Source organism: Rubellimicrobium mesophilum DSM 19309, from assembly GCF_000600335.2.
In the GTDB taxonomy this organism is placed as follows: Bacteria; Pseudomonadota; Alphaproteobacteria; order Rhodobacterales; family Rhodobacteraceae; genus Rubellimicrobium; species Rubellimicrobium mesophilum.
The window spans coordinates 1-18,734 of sequence record NZ_KK088581.1; the positions used below are offsets into that span (position 1 = coordinate 1).

At 69.8% G+C, this 18,734-nt stretch carries 12 protein-coding genes; 10 read left to right on the forward strand and 2 right to left on the reverse strand.

Annotation, left to right across the window (positions count from 1 at the left end; genetic code table 11):
* The 3 genes from RUMESO_RS13720 to RUMESO_RS25200 all read left to right on the forward strand — a co-directional run.
* A partial coding sequence (locus RUMESO_RS13720; RefSeq protein WP_037281125.1) for a glycine cleavage T C-terminal barrel domain-containing protein occupies positions 1–336 on the forward strand: 336 nt, incomplete at its 5' end.
* Between the two features lie 146 nt (positions 337–482).
* On the forward strand, positions 483–1,013 hold the full coding sequence (locus RUMESO_RS13725; RefSeq protein ID WP_055725567.1) for a hypothetical protein: 531 nt from the start codon (positions 483–485) through the stop codon (positions 1,011–1,013).
* A gap of 314 nt (positions 1,014–1,327) precedes the next feature.
* Positions 1,328–1,678, forward strand: a complete 351-nt coding sequence (locus RUMESO_RS25200; RefSeq protein WP_169791171.1) for a hypothetical protein — start codon at positions 1,328–1,330, stop codon at positions 1,676–1,678.
* Here RUMESO_RS25200 and RUMESO_RS24320 read toward each other — a convergent pair.
* Positions 1,563–2,609, reverse strand: coding sequence for an integrase arm-type DNA-binding domain-containing protein (locus tag RUMESO_RS24320; RefSeq protein WP_082484058.1), 1,047 nt, complete (start codon positions 2,607–2,609; stop codon positions 1,563–1,565). The two genes, RUMESO_RS25200 and RUMESO_RS24320, sit on opposite strands and share 116 nt — an antisense overlap.
* A 1,185-nt stretch (positions 2,610–3,794) precedes the next feature.
* Between RUMESO_RS24320 and RUMESO_RS13740 the strand changes: the two genes are divergently transcribed.
* Entirely contained in the window at positions 3,795–5,612 is a 1,818-nt protein-coding gene (locus tag RUMESO_RS13740; RefSeq protein WP_037281131.1) for a hypothetical protein, read from the forward strand.
* A 57-nt stretch (positions 5,613–5,669) separates the two neighbouring features.
* Here the strand turns inward: RUMESO_RS13740 and RUMESO_RS13745 are convergent, their stop codons facing one another.
* Entirely contained in the window at positions 5,670–6,293 is a 624-nt protein-coding gene (locus RUMESO_RS13745) for a M35 family metallo-endopeptidase (protein WP_051521330.1), read from the reverse strand.
* A 343-nt stretch (positions 6,294–6,636) separates the two neighbouring features.
* Here RUMESO_RS13745 and RUMESO_RS13750 point away from each other — a divergent pair, with 343 nt between their 5' ends.
* The 6 genes from RUMESO_RS13750 (at position 6,637) to RUMESO_RS13770 (ending at position 18,649) form a co-directional block, all read left to right on the forward strand.
* Positions 6,637–7,761 carry a helix-turn-helix transcriptional regulator gene (locus tag RUMESO_RS13750; protein ID WP_037281133.1) on the forward strand — a complete coding sequence of 375 codons (1,125 nt, stop codon included), beginning with the start codon at positions 6,637–6,639 and terminating at the stop codon, positions 7,759–7,761.
* 390 nt (positions 7,762–8,151) lie between these two features.
* Positions 8,152–9,456, forward strand: coding sequence for a helix-turn-helix transcriptional regulator (locus RUMESO_RS26415; protein ID WP_037281135.1), 1,305 nt, complete (start codon positions 8,152–8,154; stop codon positions 9,454–9,456).
* A gap of 539 nt (positions 9,457–9,995) precedes the next feature.
* Entirely contained in the window at positions 9,996–16,031 is a 6,036-nt protein-coding gene (locus RUMESO_RS13760; protein ID WP_037281137.1) for a cadherin domain-containing protein, read from the forward strand.
* A 226-nt stretch (positions 16,032–16,257) separates the two neighbouring features.
* On the forward strand, positions 16,258–16,818 hold the full coding sequence (locus RUMESO_RS25205; RefSeq protein ID WP_156362942.1) for a caspase family protein: 561 nt from the start codon (positions 16,258–16,260) through the stop codon (positions 16,816–16,818).
* Complete coding sequence (locus RUMESO_RS27865; RefSeq protein WP_169791172.1) at positions 16,815–17,774, forward strand: caspase family protein; 960 nt, start codon at positions 16,815–16,817, stop codon at positions 17,772–17,774. The genes RUMESO_RS25205 and RUMESO_RS27865 overlap by 4 nt, the downstream gene beginning before the upstream one ends.
* Before the next feature lie 167 nt (positions 17,775–17,941).
* A complete protein-coding gene (locus RUMESO_RS13770) occupies positions 17,942–18,649 on the forward strand; it encodes a hypothetical protein (RefSeq protein WP_037281138.1) in 708 nt (235 codons plus the stop codon).
* Positions 18,650–18,734: the final 85 nt, after the last annotated feature.

The window sequence follows — 18,734 nt, forward strand, 5'->3', positions numbered from 1 at the left end:
AAGTCCAAGCCGGACGACTTCGTGGGGCGCGAGGCCCTGGTCCGCCGCAAGGAGCACCCCATCCACAAGTTCGTGGGGCTGGAGATCGCCTCCAACGTCGATGTCGGCCACGGCGACAGCGTCCATGTCGGCCGTGCGAAGGTCGGCGTCGTCACGTCCTCCACGCGCTCGCCGATCCTGGGCAAGAACATCGCCCTGGCGCGGGTGGATGTCGCCCACGCGGAGGTCGGAACCGAGGTCGAGGTCGGCAAGCTGGATGGCCAGCAGAAGCGTCTGCCCGCGCGCGTCACCCCGCCCAGCGCCTACGACCCGAAGAAGACCCGGCCGCAGTCGTAAAGACAGTGGTCTGCGTGGAACTGGCATGAGCCGCGCAGGGCGCCTGCTCAGCTCTCTATAGGCATTAACACAGCCCGTTCGGATGATCTGGCGACGGTGACGCTCCGGATCCGATGTCAAGCGTTCTGCGGAACATAGAGGCATGCATGCCCGCTCGCACGGCGCTCGGCCCAGAGAAGGTTCGACGCCGGTCTTGTCCGCTCCGGACGTCGGGGTCGCGTCAGGACGCGCGGGGCTACATCCTGACGCCCAACCCCGACTTCGCCATGGTCTGCCACCTGGCGGGCCTCGACCCCGAGGCGGTGCGACGGGGCTTCCGGGCGCGACTGGCCGAGGCGGATACGAGCGCCGCACAAGCGCCCAGGCAGGTCGCTCGGACCCACCATGACCCCGGGCCGACCCCGAGCCGCACCTACAGCTATGGCGGGCAGGCGCTGACCCTGCGCGAGTGGGCGGAGCGGGCCGGTCTGACCTACGAGCTGCTGCAGACGCGTGTCGGTCGCCGGAGCTGGCCCATCGAACGGGCACTCACCGAGCCGGTGGGCCGGCGCATGCCCAAGCCCAGCCGCTCCGAGCCTAAGCAGGTGGCGCACATCCTGGAGCGGCTGGCAGCCGCCAAACCCCTGGCTGGAGCGGCCATTGAGGCGGGCCACCCGGGTGCGCGGCCTACGTCCTGATCGGGCGGCCGACGTCCTGATCGGGTTGTACCCAACGGGGCAAGAGGGATCCTTGCCGGGAGTGTCGACGGCTCTAGCTCCGAGCGACCGGGACCAGCGATCCGAGCTGGGACCGACCTGTGGAGCGAGTGGTTGCCCCTGGTGCAAGCTGGTTGTCGCGCATCCTTGCGAGGCAGCCGAACCAAGGTCCCCGACGGCGAGGTCCCATGGGCCAGAGAGACCCTTCTCCCCCGACGAAGTACGTCGAAGATGTCCAGACGCACCTCGACGATCTCCTGGCGTTCGTCTTGCCCCCGGACGTCGTTGAGCCAGCGGTGGCCAAGACCTTCGCCGCAGGTCTGGAGCCCCGTGAGGCAGCTGTTCGCCTCTGCCATGATCACAGCCGGCTCCTGAGCCGGCAGTGGGTGGAGGAGAACCTCACAGCCTCGGAACTGGCGGAGTTCGCGATCGCAAGCCGCATCAGCGAGTGCGCGAACCTGGCCCGCGAGATTGGGCGGGACCTTCTCGATCTGTTGCCGGACCTGCCGGACTTCGTGCGCCAGCCCTGCTTCAGCGACGAGTTCCGCGACATGGTGGCCGACATCGCCGCCTGGCATGGCATCCCCGAGCATCGCTGGACCTCGCCGGAGATGTGGGCGGATCTGAGCGGCCGAGTGACAGCCTGATCGAAGTCAGAGTCCGGTTTGCCTCTACCGATGGTGCGCATGACAACCCGCTCTGAGTATGATGCAGCGGCGGATTGGCAGGCACGAAGCCGCAAGCCGACGAGCAATCAGGCCCTCGTCTCTGAGGGGCGTGCCACACGTATCCTGGTCGGATCTCAGCCTCAGTCATCTGTGCCACCTCGCTTCGCCGCTGGCCTGTCAGGAGCAAAAGTAGTCCCAGCGAGCCCCAGGGCTGCCCGGCCTGCTCGCACGCCTGCCAGAACCAGCGGACCTCATCGTCGTATAGGACCCTATCGCGGGATACCTCCTTAGACGGTGGGCGGACGCCTGAGGTGGGGGCCACCTCGAGAAGGTCACGTTCGACACACCAGTTGAAGAACTTTGATAGATAGGCCTTCACCCGGTTTGCGGTGGTCGCAAGCCCGCTGTCCACGATGTCGTCGAGGAGGTCGATGACGTCTCGCCGCGTGATCGAACGGATCTCCCGCTCGCCCCATACTGGCAGGATAAATCGGTCGAAGTGGCGCCGGACCGAAGCGCCCGTCCGAAGTCCAGTCAGGTGGCGACGCTCGAACTGCGCGACCAGCGTCTTGACCTTGTCGCGCTCGGTGAGCTGCGCCTCACGCCGCGCGGCTTTGGTCGTCTTCTTCGCAAGGGCAGGGTCCTCGCCCTGCTCGACCCGCTGCATGGCTGCCGCGGCCGCGGCACGGGCAGCCGCGAGGCCCATCATTGGCCAGCGCCCAAGCGTGAGCTTGGCGGGCTTGCCGGCAAACCGATAGCGCAATGCCCAGGACTTTGTGCCGCTCGGCTGCACGACAAGATAAAGTCCGGAAAGCCCTGCGTCGGGAAGCTCAAGCCGCCGCTGAGGGTCCGGTTTCGCAGCCTCGACTGTCCTCACCGTGAGTGCTCGTGCCATATTGAAATGCCTCATCTCACAGTCGAAGTGTCGGATCGGGTAACGGCAGGGTAACAATTTCCAGAGTCTGGTACCGTTGTCCTTTGACAGGGATAGAGCGCATCTCTCGAGACAAAGTCAAATCAAATCAATGAACTTCACGGCAAGAATGTCCGGTATGGTGGGCTCAGGAACTATCAAGTCATTCGACTGAAAATCGACGTGTCGGTGGTTCAAATCCGCCCCCGGGCACCACTCATCTCTCTTGGGCCCTCACGTTTCCCGGTTGCGCATCGGATCCTGCTTTGCGGCGAACGGTGCCGGGGGATCGAAGCTGCCGGCGGGTGGTCGCTTCCTCACGATCCTGGCGGGCGTGACGCGGCCGGCGGGCCGTTCCGGCATATGGGCGGCGAGGTGGCTCGCAGGGGGCGGGCCGCCGACCTGCCCCGGATGGGCCGGGGAAGCGGGCCCCTCTCCCGGAGGCTGGCTAGCGCGAGGCCACGAATGCCGTGCCGGGGCGTGAGCGGCCCTGGGCGACCCCATCGCTTGTTCGGCGCCGGTCGTCGGCTCTTCTCGCGTCCGGAAGCGTAGCGAGGTGGGGTCGAGGGCGGCTCGGCCCTGCGCCGCATCCAGGGAGGAGCCGCTCTCGGGCCGGACCCTGGCCCCTCCCTCGGGGAGCGCCGACGCGGCCGCATGGGGGGCGGCCAGGGCCGAAGGCTGAGGCGGCCGTCGGGAGTGCGGGTCCAGGCCGGCAGGGTGGCGCCCGCATGGGGGCCGTCCTGGCGGGGCCATCCTGGCGGGTCTCCGATGTGCGGCTTTGTGGCCTCGCCTGGAGCGAACGACCCCGCCGGGGCCGAGCCGGGCGTCGCGGGAGAGGTCGGCTCGGGTGAGGCGCGCGGGGTGGCGGAGGGTCGCGCGGTCCCGGCCCGGGCGTGTCGCGCCGTTGAGGGCAGGCCCTCGCTGTGGTAGCGTGCCCCTGCGCGAGGCTTGGCTGTCCGTTGCGTCCTGCTGGCCCTTCCTGCCCATGCAGACCCTTCCGGTCTCCAGGTTCCCCTGAGTAAGCGGTGTCTGGGACCATGCGTCTGGGCCAAGCTGCACCTTCCCACCCACCCACGACCCTGACGGGGCCGCCGGCCCGGGACCGCGTCGCTTCGCGGCGGTCCGGCCGCCGCCGGCTCGGGTCCTGGGCCAGTTCCCACGGCGTGACCAAGGAGTGTGACGATGGACGAGGATGACGTCATCGAGGTGATCAGCGAGAACGTGAGCGGCCAGACGAAGTCGGCCGCGGGGAACGCGGGGGACGACGAGGTCCGCTCGTCGATCCAGGCCGACGGCGAGGTCGCGGGCCAGGATGTCGTCGCCAACGGCAACAGCCACGCCGTCACGGGAGGCGCCGGGCAGGACATCGTGGAGATCGCCACCGGCAGCTACGGCTACGGCGTCTACGGCGGCGGACACTTCGGTGCCCAGGCGAGCGGCAACGCCTCCTTCGCCGCCGGGGGCGAGGGCGACGACACCCTTTCCTCCCTGATCGGCGCGCTGGCCTACGACGGCGACGCGGCCGTGACCGGAAACGCCCATACCCTCGCGGCGGACGCCGGACAGGACTTCATCGGGGCCCATATCGGCGCCTCGGCCCTCTTCGGCGCCAGCGGCGTGGCCAGCGGCAACAGCAGCGTCGCCGACGGTGGCGATGGCGACGATCAATTCGACATCAGCCTGAGCGCCGTCGCCTTGTACATCACCGACTCCGTGGCGAGCACGGCGACGACGACCGGCAATTCCATGGTCAACCGGGGCGGCGAGGGCGACGACACCCTCCTGCTGGACGTCCTGAGCAGCGCCAGCAGCAGCGGCATCGCGCACCTGACCGACAACGTGGTCAAGCTCGAGGGGAACGCGGGGGCCGACGTGCTTCGGGTCACCGTGACGGAGGAGGTGCGCAACGGCGGCCCCGGCACCGCCACGATGGACGGCAACAGCTTCATCCTCCATGGCGGCGCGGGGGACGACCAGGTCGAGGTGCTGCGGTACAGCGCCGGCCTTGACGGCTTCACCGCCACGCTGACCGGGGGCCGGGGCCACGACGTCGCCTCGCTGACCTATTCGAGCCTGACCGAGGACGATCTCGTCCTGGACTTCTCCCGCAGCTATGACCGGGACCTGGCGGACGGCACCACGCTGCGCGGCTTCGAGGCGGTGCGCATCGAGGCGGGCCAGGGGGACGACCTGTTCCGGGGGGGCCTCGGGGACGACGGCTTCTCCGGCGGGCTCGGCAGCGATCAGGCCAACGGGGGCGCGGGCGACGATGCGCTGGTTGCCGACACCGTCCTCTACGCCTATGGCCCGGACGACGACGACACGCGTTCGGGCGACAGCGACGCCTTCCTGGGCGGGAAGGGGGACGACGCCCTGACGGCCACCGTCGCCGCGAACGCTTCGTTCGCCAGCACGGCCGTGACCCGGGACAACATCCTGTCGATGGCGGGAGGCAACGGGTGGGACGAGGCCAGCATCGCCGTCTCCGCCTTCGCCGGAAGCTCCTTCGAGGGCGACCTGGCCGATGCGACCACGCGCGGCAACACGGTGTCGGCGACGGGAGACAACGGCGACGACAGGCTGGGCGCCCGGATGTCGGCGGACAGCGAGTACGACGGCGTCGCGTCCGTGACCGGCAACGCCGTGACGCTCGCCGGGGGCAAGGGGGACGACCACCTGGCGGTCGAGCTGTCCACCTCCGTGCAGGACGATGGCGCCGCGACCCTGACCGGCAACGTGATCGCCCTCCTGGGCGGCAAGGGGGACGACGACCTTCGCGTGTCGGGCAACGCCCTGGCCGGCAACAGCCTCACCCTGGACGGGGGCCGGGGCCACGACAGCCTCGCCTTCGAGGGCGACCGGGGCGACTACCGCGTCACCGCGACGGGCGAGGGGGACTACGAGGTCACCGACCTGAGCGACGGCTCGCCCGGCGCCGTCTACGCCGTCCTCGATGTCGAGACCCTGGTGTTCAACGGGACGGTCTTCGACCTGGCCTGAGCCGGAGTCCGATGCCCCACGCGGCAGCGGGCGGAGGGCCCGGACGGGGTCGGCGCCCTACATGGGCGGGGCCACCGTCTCGGCCGCCGCCATGAGCTGGAGCATGACGTCCTCGGCGAAGGATTCGTAGCTGTTGGCGCTGAGGATGGCCGTCGCGGGCGAGCGCCGGGCCAGGGTGCGGCAGTCCGCCCATGTGATGCAGTCGTCGTCCGTGCCGCTGACGGCATGGCTGATCTCGTGGATCAGCGCCCCCTCGCGGCTGCCGAGGTTGATGTCCTCGCCCGCATGGGCGCGTTCCATGCTGGGCAGGAAGAAGTAGTCCGGGCAGAGGCGGATGACGCCGCTCGCGGGGAACACCCAGGCGAAGGCCTCCTGGCAGGTCTGGTCCGACTTGGTGGCGCAGGTCAGCGCCAGGCGCTGGCTGAGGAGCTTGGCGTGGACCTGCTTCAGCACGGCCCGCACCTGCTCGGCGTTCCGGTCGGTGTAGGTCCCGAACCAGGTGGCGAAGGTCTCGGTGTCGCCCACCGCCGCGGCGGCCGAGGCGGCCATCCGGGTGGCGATCTCGAGGTCGGTGGCCACGGACTGCTCCTGGTAGGGCGCGCAACGCGCGGCGGTCTGCGCCAGGGACGGCGTGGCCCAGATGCCGACGAGGAGGAGGAGAATGGCGATGCGTCTGAACATGCGGATCTCGTGAAGGGTCAGGGAATGGCTTGGGACTCGTCGAGGCCGCAGGTTGATCGGGTCGGCCCTCCGGAGCCAAGTCAGAGAATTACTACCGGAAGCGGGGCCCCACGGAACGAAGGGGTCCGAACCTTGGGGCCCGGTCGTGTCCGTTTCGGCACGGTCGGGGCCCGCGACCCGTGCGGGACCCTCGCGGTGGCGTGGCGGCGTCGGTTCGCCGTGGAGCGCGGTCGGCCCGGGCCGGCTCGGCCTTCGGTAACGCCGAAGTGACATGGTGGGGCGGATATGTTAAAATGCTGATAAGAAAGTGCCTTTCCACAACCACTGCGTGTATGAGGGTGCCATGATCCGTTTGGCACGCGGTCGCATCGGTGAGGCCATCGCCCACGCGGCGCTCGATCCCGATGCATGGCAGGGTGTGACCGACGCCATCGTGGAGGCCTTTCCCGGCGCGAGGGCGGCCGTCGTCGGCCACGATGCGACGGTGGTGCGCAACATCCCCGCCGTCCACTCGGGATATCCTCTCGAATTCGAGACGAGTTATCGGGACTACTACGGCCGGATCGTCCCGAACCTCCATAGATGGGCCGAGCTGCCCCTGGGCCATGTGGCCCATGTCTGGGAGATCATGTCGGAGGAGGAGCTGCTGGCCAGCGAATACTACAACGACTGGCTCAAGCCGCAGGGCGACCCGCGACATGCCGCGCTCGCCGTCCTCCACCGCGACCCCGGCCGCATGTTCCTCTTCACGGCGCAGGTCGAGCAGCGGCTGGTGGACCAGGCCCTGCTCCCCGTGATGCGCATGTCCCGCGAGATCTATCCGCTGCTCTGCCACGCGCTCGAGATCAACCGGATGATGCTCGGGCTGCGGATCGATGCGTCGGTGCTCCGGCTCGGGCTCGAGCCTGACGGAGCGGCCGTCCTGCTGCTGGGCGCGCAGGGCGGGATCCTCTACGCGAACGCCCTGGCCGAGGCCATGCTGACCCATGGGCGACCGATCAGCCATGACCATCTGGGGCGGCTCCACTTCGCGGACGCCGAGGGATCGGTCCGCCTGGGGGCCGCGCTCGACCCTCGCCACGGGGGCCGCGGGGCCGCGTTCTGGATCAAGGGGCCAAGGTGGCCCTACGAGGTCCGGCTAATGCGGATCACGGCCGAGTCGCTGGCGAAGATACGTCTGCCGGTACTGCTGCGCACCCCGGCGCCGCAGCTTCTCGTGGTCCTGCGCTCGACGCAGAGCCCGAAGGACGATCTCGAGCGCGTCATGTCGCGCCTGGGCCTGACCCATGCGGAGGCCGAGGTGGCCCTGGCCATCACCAATGGAGCGACCACCGCCGAGGTGGCGGAGGCGCGCGGCATCTCGGTCTACACCGTTCGGGAGCAGGTGAAGTCGGCCCTGGGCAAGACGGGCTCGCGGCGCCAGGTCGACCTCGTGCGGCTCATGGAGGCGCTGAGGCACGTCCATTAAGGGGTCGGGAGTTGAGCCGCAGGACGCCATCGGGACCGTGTCGCGCGCTGCCCGGGCGAATCCTGGCGGATGGCCGGCGGGCGCCGCATCCCTCGTGCCCCGCGCGCTCCGCGTCGGTCGGTCGGGTCCGTCGCCACGCGCCGGGAGCAGCGCCGAAGGCGGGCGAAGGGCTCATGGATGGGGGCCCTTGGAGGCTCCCGGTTGCCGAGGCTCGTGCCCCGATCCGGTCGGGAGCTTGCCGGCGGCGCGACGGTCCGCGGCCTGAACCGGTCCGCACCCCCCGAATGGGGGATGTCCGCGCGGGGCGGCGGGCCAACCTCCTTGTCTGGAGAGGCCGCCGGCCCGGGCGGGCGAAGGGCTTGGGCAAGGTCGGAGTGGGCGGGGTTCGCGATGCGTCTGATCGATACCACGCGGCGGGGCGACGGAATCTGGAAGGGGCGGTTGCCCGAGAGGGAGCCCAGGGACGGCGGACCGCCCTTCCAGGTCATCGCCACCGACTTCCTCCTGAACGTCGTGGACGTGGACCGGACGGCCGCCGCCTCGGTGCTGCTGCCCCAGGGGCTCGAGCCGGGCCAGCGGCCCACGGGATTGGTGGGCTTCTACCGCGCCCAGTGCGGGCTGACCGCGACGTCCTACGACGGCGGCTTCGTGGCCCTGGAGATCGAGGGACATGACGCGCCGGCCGAGACGACGGTCTTCATGAAGGTCGCCAACTGGTATACCGGCCGTGCCAGCGACGTGATGCAGGCTCATTTCGACGCCAACTCCGCTCCGGGCGAGATCCGCTCCTGGCACGAAGGGGACGTCTGGGGCGCGAAAGGCGGGCCCGTCGGCTCGCCGGCCATATCGGTCCGGCTGCGTCGGCGCGCCCAGGACGCCCCGCTGACCTCGGGCACCCACTATTTCGTCGGCGCGCTCGGCACGAACGAGTTCAGCTTCTATTCGATCTCCTTCGCGCAGCGCTTCGTCGAGGCGGATTGCCTGCGCCTGGAGGTCCTTGGGGGGGCGCCTCCGATCCTCAAGGCGATGAGCCCGAGGTCCTCGTTCTGCTATTACAGCCCCGAGGCCTTCCTCACCTTCAGCCGCCCCCAGCCCCTCGGCCGCACGGCCGATGCGGCGCCCCCGGACGCCGCGCGGATGATGCTTCTCGACATCTTCCTCCGTCTTGGGCGAGCGGCGGCGATCGTGGGGGTCGGGGGCCGGGTCCTCTATCTCAATCGGAAGGCGCAGGCTCTCGAGGGCCAAGGCTTCATGGTGACGGGTCGGCACCTGCGGGCCGCCCGGACGGTGGACCAGCCGGCCCTCTGCGCGGCGATCGAGCGCGCCGCGACGGGCGAGCCGATGGCCGAGCCCGTCCTGCTGCACGGCGGCCCGTCGCCGATCCCCCTTCTTGTCCGGGCCATGCCCATGGACGCCGCCGCCGGGGGCGAGACGTCGGTCCTGCTGCTCTTCACGAGCCCATCGGACGACGGCGGCGCGGACGTCGCCAAGATGCTGAAGGTGCTCGGGCTTTCGCCCGCCGAGGCGAAGGTGGCGATGCTGGTGGGGACGGGGCTCTCGCCCAGGGACGCCGCCGCCGCGCTCGGCGTCGCCGAGAGCACCGTCCGGTCCGCGCTGAAGGCGATCTACGACAAGCTCGCGATCAACCGGCAGTCGGAGCTCGCGCAGATGGTCGCGCGCCTGAATGCGCTCTGAGCGGGGCGGCCGGAACCGCTCGGAGGCGGCGGACGGCCCGCGGAGGACCCGCTCGGCGTCCTGGAGCCCGCCCGGTCCGCCTGGCCCGTGGGGAATGCGCCGAAATTATGGCGGGACCCCTCATCTGTGTATCCGTCCGGGACGGCCGTAACGTCGATTGTCGGGACCAGCGCCTCTCGAAGCCTCGACGGGATGCCGGAGCCGGAGAGCTCCTGATCCTCGGGCCCGGTCCCTGAGGGGAAACATCATGGCGGCAAGCCTGGCTCACGATATCGACCGAAGTCGCTGACCCGTCGGCGACCCACACGACGATCGAGCGGCGCGGGCGATCCTGGCCGAGACGCGTTCTCGGGCCCTGGGCGCGTCGCCGCCTTACCGCATCGCACCGGCCCCGGGAGCCGCGCGTCCCTGCACGCGCGGAAGGGGCGGATGTCGGATCCGATGTCGACGGCGCGAACCCGCGACGCGTGCCGGCGCGAACGAGGCCGCTTCGGGCCTCCCCGTGACGACGGCGCGCGGCTTTCACAGGAGCGTAAGACATGCCGGAAGGTTCTTGGAGCTTCGACAACGGCCTCTCGGACGGCAGCGGCCAGGGCAACGACCTCACCCTGATCGGGGGAGCCGCCACCGGCGGAGGGCTGCAGGGTGGCGGCCTCGAGGTGGATGGACAGCGGGGAAGCGGAGCGATCACCGACAGCGACTACGATCTGGGGGCCGGCGACTTCACGATCCAGGTCTGGGCGAACTTCGACACCCTGGGCCACAACCAGACCCTGATCGAGGAGTTCACCGGCGCCTCGGGCCCCGGCTGGACCTTCGGCTTCGTGGACACGGGCGGAGGCAACCTGGCCGTCCAGTTCTATGCCCCGACCAGTGGCAGCACGGTGGTGCTGCAAGCTCCGGTCGGCGGGATCTCGGCGGATGCCTGGAACCAGTTCGTCGTCACGCGGCAGGGCAGCACGTTCTCGCTCTACTGGAACGGCGGCCTGATCGGTTCGACGACGAACTCGGGAACGCTGACCTCGTCGTCCAGCCCTCTCCTCATCGGCGCGCGGGATGCGGACGACGGCCGCAACTTCACGGTCGACGGCACGATCGACAACGTCGTGGTGAGCGATCACGCCTGGTCGGCCTCGGACGTGGCGACGGCCTGGAACGACGGGCTGGGCCAGGACAGCACCGTCGGCGGCGGCACGCTCTACACGAACGGCGAGGCCGTGTCGGGCACCACGAGCGGATTGGACGCCTACGAGGCCATCCGCCATTCGTCGGGTGCCCCCAATGCGCCCGTGTCCCTGATCGTCACCGACGCCGGGACCCTCGACCTCTCCAGCGAGCTGGGCGGCGTGGCGGCGACGGTGCGGGCATCCGATCTCGGCAACGTCGTCACGACCGGCAACGGGAGCGACATCCTCGACGGCGGCAGCGGCAACGACACGCTGAACGGCGGCGCGGGCGATGACCAACTGATCGGCGGCGATGGCGACGACGTGCTTTCCGGCGGCGATGGGAACGACTTCATCGATACGGCCACCTACTCCTTCGGGGGAGTCGGCGCCGCGGGGAACGACTCCGCCCATGGGGGAGGCGGCAACGACAGCTTCTGGGTCCGCGTCTCCGGGGGCGTCACGGCCACGATCGACGGTGGCGCCGGCAACGACAGCATCGCGCTCTTCGGGGCGACACCTGCCGGGGGCACGATCGATGGCGGCGATGGGGTCGACTATCTCCAGGCCCAGCAGACCGGCGACATCTCCAATCTGTCGATCTCGGGCATCGAGGTGCTCGTCACCTACCAGAACTACGGAAACAGCCGCATCGTGGCGACGGCCGACCAGTTCGAAAGCTTCGACACGATCCTCAACTATGCCGGCCAGGAGTCCTCGTCCGTCTCCCTCGGCCTGGCGGCAGCGGGCTCCGTGGACCTGGCCGGCGAGCTGCTGGGACGGGCCGTGGACTTCCTCGGAAGCAGCGGGGCCGACGAGATCACCACGTCGGACGGCGACGACAGCCTGGATGGCGCAGGCGGGGCGGACGTCCTGCATGGGGGAGAGGGCAACGACACGTTCGTGGCCCAGGGCGCGGCGCTGCTGGATGGCGGCAACGGCAACGACAACCTTCAATCGTTCTGGGGGGCGGGGACGCTGCTGGCGGGCGCGGGCGACGACAACATCAGCCTCAACTCCCACGCGGCGCAGCAGCCGGTGCTGGTCGATGGAGGGGGAGGCTACGACACGCTGAGCATCCACAACTTCTACTGGCTCTACGACGGCAGCGAAGTCGCCCTCGACCTGTCCACGGTGACGAACATCGAGGCTATCTGGGTCCACTGGGGCGGCTCGCTCGCCCTGGTGGACAGCCTGGCCTCGGCGGGCAGCACGCTGGCCATACATGCCGGAACCACCGGCGATCCGTCGCTGACCCTGGACGGCTCGGCCGAGACGGACGCGCATCTCGACGTGACGGGCTTCGAGACCCTTGGGGACACCCTCTCGGGAGGTCAGGTCGGGGACGTCATCCGAGGCCTCGGGGGAGACGACACCCTGCAGGGGAACGGCGGGGACGACCGCCTGGAGGGTGGCGGCGGCATGGACTCGGCGGTGTTCTCGGGCGCCTTGTCCGACTACTCCATCGAGCGGAACGCCGACGGCTCCGTGACGGTCACGGACCTCGGCGGCGGGTCATCGGACGGCGAGGACCAGCTCGTGGCGGTGGAGCGGCTGGTCTTCTCGGATGCGGTCGTGGACACCGACGCGCTGCCGACGGGCGATGCGCCGGTCGTGACCACGATGATCGACCTCTCCGATGCCCGCGATCAGGCCACCCGATACGATCCCGTCTACGACACCTACAGGCTAGCCGAGGCCTACCGCGAAGACGGGTTCGTGCTGTCCGTCCAAGGCTATTTCGACCCCTATGAAGGTGCGTTCGGGGAGGTGTCCCACGCCGACACCCTTGGGACGGGCCTCTTCCTCGTCAACATCTATCCAGGGACGACGGAGTCGCTCGCTCAGGAGGACGGCGAGACCTTCGGGATCGCCTCGATCGACCTGGGGGTGTACAGTTCTCCCGGCAACGTGACCTTCGTCGGCGTCAAGGCGGACGGGTCCACCGTGACCTACTCGAACTACGTCGATGCCTCGGGGTGGGAGACCGTCGCGCTGCCCGAAGGGTTCGGGTCCGATCTCGTGGAGTTCCGCTGGACGCCGGATGCCTGGGCCATCTTCGACAACGTCGTCCTGACGACCGCGGACGTCGCCCTTGACGGCACCAGCGTCGAGGAGAACGCGGCGGGCAGCACCCTGGTGGGGGTCCTGTCCTCGAGCGACCCGGATGCGGGCTACGCCTATGCGCTCATAGACGACGCCAACGGTCTCTTCGAGCTGACGGCCGACAACGAGATCGTGGTGGCCGATGGCGCGATGCTCGACTTCGAGGCCCAGCCCAGCCATCGGATCACCGTGGAGGTGACGGATCCCTCCTCGGGCGCCACGAGCCGGCAGACGTTCACGATCTCTCTGGCCGACGTGAACGAAGACCCGACCTCGCTCGACCTGGCGGGTGGCACGGTGGCCGAGGGGGCGGCAGCCGGGACCGTCGTGGGCACGCTCTCGGCCGTGGACCCCGATGCGGGCGAGACCCTGACCTACACGCTGGCCGACGACGCGGAGGGCCGCTTCGTCCTGGAGGGCGACGAGGTCCGGGTGGCGCCGGATGCCGTGCTCGACTTCGAGACGGCCGACAGCCACACGATCGCGGTGGATGTGACGGATTCCGCGGGCCACGTGCTTTCGCAGGTCTTCACCATCGCGGTGACGAACAGCAACGAGGACCCGGACTCCCTCATCCTCTCGGGCGGCGAGGTCGAGGAGAACGCGGCCGCCGGGACCCTGGTCGCCACGCTCGACGCCACCGACCCCGACGGCGACAGCCTCGGCTTCACGCTCACCGACGATGCGGGAGGTCTCTTCGAGATCGTGAACGGCAACGAGATCGTGGTGGCCGAGGGCGCCACGCTCGACTTCGAGCAGGCCGCCTCGCACGACATCACCGTGCAGGTCTCCGACGGCATCGGCACCTACAGCGAGACGGTGACGCTGGCCGTGCTCAACGCCGACGAGGCGCCGAGCGAGATCCAGCTCAGCGGCACGGAGATCGAGGAGGGCTCGCCCGGCGGCACCTCCATCGCCACGCTGACAGCCACCGACCCCGATGGCTCGGGCAGCTTCAGCTATGCGCTGGTGGACGACGCGGGTGGCCTCTTCGACATCGCGGGCGACCAACTGGTCGTGGCCGAGGGTGCGGTGCTCGACTATGACGAGGCGGCCTCGCACGGCATCACCGTCGAGGTGACCGACGAGAGCGGCCTGAGCTTCGAGCAGAGCTTCGAGATCGCGGTCCTGAACGTCAACTCGGCGCCCACCGACATCACGGTCGTGGGCGGCTCGGTTCAGGAGAACTCGGCCGGGGGCACGCTCGTGGCCACGCTCACCGCCGTGGACGCGGACGCGGACGACACCTTCGTCTACACGATCGACGATCCCTCGGGCCTCTTCGAAATCGTGGACGACACCGTCCGCGTCGCGGCCGGGGCGCTGATCGACTACGAGGAGGCGACCTCGCACGGGGTGACGCTCACCGTGACCGACAGGGCGGGCGCCTCCCACGAGGAGGACCTCGTCATCCAGGTGGGCAACGTCTCGGGCAACTTCGTGGGCACCAGCGCCAACAACAGCCTGACCGGCACGAGCGAGGAGGACCAGATCTGGGGCCGGGGCGGCAACGACACCCTCTCGGGCCTGGCGGGCGACGACCTGATCTACGGGGAGGCCGGCAACGACCGCCTGATCGGCGGGACGGGCGCGGACACCCTCACCGGCGGGCTCAACGACGACACCTACGTGCTGACGGGCGACGACGTCGCCGAGGACACCATCGTCGAGAACGGCGGCCAGGGGACGGACACGGTCGAGGTCGACCAGGACTATGCCCTGGGCGCCAACCTGGAGAAGCTCCTGCTCACCGGCACGGACGACGTCGATGGCACCGGCAACGAGCTCGCCAACACGCTCACCGGCAACGGCGGCGCCAACGTCCTCGACGGGGGGCTGGGCGCCGACATCATGGCCGGGGGCCAGGGCAACGACACCTACTACGTGGACAACCTGGGCGACCGCACCAACGAGTCCACCGCGAACGCCGGGGTGGACGAGACCCGCACCACGCTGACGAGCCTCAACATCTCGCTCAACGGCATGGGCTACATCGACAACCTCACCTTCGTCGGCACCGGCAGCTTCACCGGGACGGGCAACACGCTCGCCAACACGATCACCGGCGCCGGCGGCAACGACACCCTGGATGGCGGCAGCGGGATCGACACGCTGATCGGGGGAGCGGGCGACGACACCTACGTCGTCGCGCAGGCCGGCGACCAGGTGGTCGAGGCCGCGGGCGAGGGCACCGACACGGTGAGGAGCTCCGTCACCCAGACCCTGGCGGCCGAGGTGGAGAACCTCGTCCTGACCGGCACGAGCGCGCTGAACGGCACGGGCAACGCCCTCGACAACACCCTCACCGGCAACAGCGCCGCGAATGTCCTGAATGCCGGCACCGGCTCCGACACGCTGATCGGGGGGGCGGGCAACGACACCTACATCGTGGACGACGAGCAGGATGCCATCGTCGAGGCGGCCGGCGCGGGCACGGACACGGTTCGGACGGCGGCCAGCAACTTCAGCTTCTTCGACTACCCCGTCGAGCACGCCAACGTCGAGAACCTGACCTACACCGGGACCAGCAACTTCGTCGGGCAGGGCAGCGACGCCGCCAACGTCGTCACGGGCGCAGGCGGCAACGACACGCTCGTGGGCCATGGCGGCAACGACACCCTGAACGGCGGGGCGGGCAACGACATCCTCGATGGCGACGACGACCTCGATGGCCCTGTCGGCGCCGATACCATGGTCGGGGGGCTGGGCGACGACCGCTACACGGTCAACAGCACGAGCGACCGGATCACCGAGAACAGCGGCCAGGGCCGCGACGAGGTCCGCACGAACCTGGCCAGCTACACCCTGGGCAGCAACCTCGACGACTTGACGCTTGCCGGCGCCGCGGTGACCGGCACCGGCAACGGCCTCGCCAATACCCTGAAGGGCTCGGGCCTGGCCAACACCCTCTCGGGGGCGGGCGGCAACGATGCCCTGATCGGCGGGGGCGGCGTGGACACCCTGAGCGGAGGCACGAACAACGACGTGTTCGTGTTCGCCGCCGTGGCCGACGCAGGCGACCTCATAACCGACTTCACCAACACCTCCGCCAACAACGATGCCTTCCAGATCAGCGCGCTCGCCTTCGGCGGCGGACTGGTGGCGGGCACGACGCTTGCGGCGTCCCAGTTCCAGACCCGCGCCGACAACCTCGCCCAGGACGCCGACGACCGGTTCATCTTCCGGACGACCGACCGGACGCTGTGGTTCGACGGCAACGGCAACGCGGCGGGCGGCCTCACGCTGGTCGCCGACCTGCAGACCGGCGCCACCGTGACCAGCGCCGATGTCCTGCTGATCTAGGGCCCCGGGGGTCGGGGTGGCCGGAACGCCGGCCGCCCTGGTCCGGACCGGAGACTGTGGGGCGGGTCCCTTCGGGTCTGGGGCAGGAGCCAGACCCGCGCCTTGACGATCCCTCGCGGTCCCGACGCCGAGAGCCTTGCGGGCGGACGCCGGACCAGCACGGAAGATTGCTCCGGGGACCCCGCTGATGTAGACTGAACGATGTTGACGCCTGTAGGAGCGGAGCATGTTCGCAGGCCTGTCAAGGCGCCTCGGGCTGGCGCTCGTGGTCCTTCTCGCCGTCACGCCGATGACGGCCATGGCCGAACGCATGGCCCTCGTGATCGGGATGGCGGACTACCAGCACACGCGCCCGCTCAACAACACCGTGAACGACGCGCGGGCCATTGCCGCGGAGCTCGAGGACATCGGCGTCGAGGTGACCCTGTCCACCGACGCGACCAGGGACGAGCTGCTGCAGACGATGTCCGACTTCGCGTTCCGGTCCGAGACCGCCGACCTCGCGCTCATCTACTTCGCGGGGCACGGGGTCGAGGTCCAGGGGGAGAACTACCTCATCCCCGTGGATGCCGAGGTCCATTCGGCCCGGGACGTGCAGCAGCACGCCGTCTCGCTCGAGCAGTTCATGGACACGGTGAGGAACGCGCGGGTCATGCGCGTGGTGATCCTCGACGCCTGCCGGGACAATCCCTACAGCGACCTGATCGAGACCCGCACCGCGACCTCGACGAGCTCCGAGGGGGGCCGGCGGCGCGGAGCACGAGCGGCGGCGGGCTTGCCGCCGTGACGCCCGACCGGGGGACGCTGGTCGCCTATGCGGCGAGCAAGGGGCAGGTCTCCTGGGACGGGGGAGGGCGGAACAGCCCCTTCGCCCTCGCCCTGATCGACGCCATGGCCATGCCCGGCCTCGAGATCGGGCAGATGTTCCGGGAGGTCCGCGACACGGTGCTGGCCGAGACGGGCAACCGGCAGGAGCCCTACACCTACGGGTCCCTGAGCTCGACGCCGTTCTATCTGGTCGGGCCGGAGGCCCAGGCCGAGGAGGAGGCGACCGACGCGGAGGTCCCGGAAGCGCGGTGGGCGCGGATCGGGCCGGAGGAGGAGGCGCAGCTCCTGGCCATGGCGGATGCGGGCGACCCGCGCTCGCTCCTCTCGCTGGCCTATCTGAAGATGTACGCGGAGCCGCCACGCGGGGACATGGCGGCCGCGGTGACCTACCTGCAGGAGGCCGCCGCCGCAGGTGACCCGGAGGCGATGTTCAATCTGGCCATCGTCTACGAGAAGGGGCGGGGCGTGCCGGCCGATCCCGAGCGTGCCCTGCAGCTCTACGAGGCGTCGGCGGCAAGGGACTATGCCGCCGCCATCAACACGATGGGCTTCCTCCGCTACAGCGGAGGCCTGGGGATCGCGCAGGATCGCGCCCGAGCCGTGGACGACTTCCGCCGCGCCGCAGACCTGCGCTGGCCGGACGCGATGTTCAACTACGCCCTGATGATCAACGGCGGCCGGGTGGACGGCCAAGGCCCCGAGGCGGCGGCGCATTACCTCTACGAGGCGCTCCGGGCCGGGGGGCAGAGGGTCTTCGACCAGCTCACCGAGCATCCGAGGGTGCTGAGCGTCGCGACGCGCCGGGCCTTGCAGGACGAGCTGCAGGGGCGCGGGTTCTACGACGGGCCGATCGACGGAGTCTATGGCGCCGGGACACAGTCCGCGATCCGCCTTGCGTTTGGGTTGGACCTGTAGCTGACGCTGGGTTAGCCTTGTCGCAGGAGGATGACCGCGAGCCCGGCTGGGGGACACGATCCCGCGGCACGGTGCGCGGGGTGCAGCGCGAGGGGGTTTCCTTGGGACTGGGATATGTTCGCCGATCGGCGCCGGCGCTCTTGACCGCCGCCGCATGGATGCTGGTCGTGGAACCCGCGGCCGCACAGTCCGCCAGGGACGACACCAGCAAGCTGGTCTCCATCCAGGGCATCCGGTCCGCGACCGTGGCGCCCAGCGGGCTCGCCTACGGCGCGGTGGCGCTGACCAATCGGCAGCAGGACGGGGACGAGTTCGTCGACGGCCCCGAAGGGTCGCTGTCGTTCGGCTTCGGGGTCGGCGACGCCTCGCGGACGGTGGGCCTGCAGTTCTCGGTCAACCTGACCTCGCTGTCCGACGGGGTCGGGGAGTCGGGCAGCCTGTCGATCAAGGCCTCGCGCAGGTTGGGCGGCCTGAGGGTCCCCACCTATGTCGGCCTGTCGGTCGACCGCCTCGCGGGCTGGGGGGAGGCCGAGGACTTCGATCCCAGCACGTCCCTGGCGGTGACCATGTTCCCGAGGATCGAGGTCGGGGACGAGAGCTATCCGCTGATGCTGACGGCCGGCGTGGGGTCCGACATCGTGGACGACCAGAGCGATCCGGGCGTCTTCCTCGGCGCGGGCGTGGGGCTGACCCACAACCTCGGGGCCAGCGTGGCCTGGACGGGCGAGACTGTCTCGCTCGGCACGGTCTTCCGCGTCGACGGGCTCGACTCGATGCGCTTCGGGGCCTCGGTCGACGACGTCTTCGATCAGGAGGACCGGCGACGGCTCGTCCTGACCGCAACCTTCTTCGTCGATGACCTGTTCGGGAGGTAGCGCCGTGCGGCAGTTGGTCTGGGCCCTTGCGCCCCTCGGACTCCTCCTGGTCGGCGCGGCGGTTGTCGGGCTGCCCGATGCCGCG

What these genes read in the sequence shown, in the direction of transcription:
- RUMESO_RS25205 (WP_156362942.1), top strand. Translation starts at nt 16,258, where the DNA reads ATGTTCGCAGGCCTGTCAAGGCGCCTCGGGCTGGCGCTCGTGGTCCTT.
- RUMESO_RS13745 (WP_051521330.1), bottom strand. Translation starts at nt 6,293, where the DNA reads ATGTTCAGACGCATCGCCATTCTCCTCCTCCTCGTCGGCATCTGGGCC.
- RUMESO_RS13725 (WP_055725567.1), top strand. Translation starts at nt 483, where the DNA reads ATGCCCGCTCGCACGGCGCTCGGCCCAGAGAAGGTTCGACGCCGGTCT.
- RUMESO_RS13760 (WP_037281137.1), top strand. Translation starts at nt 9,996, where the DNA reads ATGCCGGAAGGTTCTTGGAGCTTCGACAACGGCCTCTCGGACGGCAGC.
- RUMESO_RS13740 (WP_037281131.1), top strand. Translation starts at nt 3,795, where the DNA reads ATGGACGAGGATGACGTCATCGAGGTGATCAGCGAGAACGTGAGCGGC.
- RUMESO_RS26415 (WP_037281135.1), top strand. Translation starts at nt 8,152, where the DNA reads ATGCGTCTGATCGATACCACGCGGCGGGGCGACGGAATCTGGAAGGGG.
- RUMESO_RS13750 (WP_037281133.1), top strand. Translation starts at nt 6,637, where the DNA reads ATGATCCGTTTGGCACGCGGTCGCATCGGTGAGGCCATCGCCCACGCG.
- RUMESO_RS24320 (WP_082484058.1), bottom strand. Translation starts at nt 2,609, where the DNA reads ATGAGGCATTTCAATATGGCACGAGCACTCACGGTGAGGACAGTCGAG.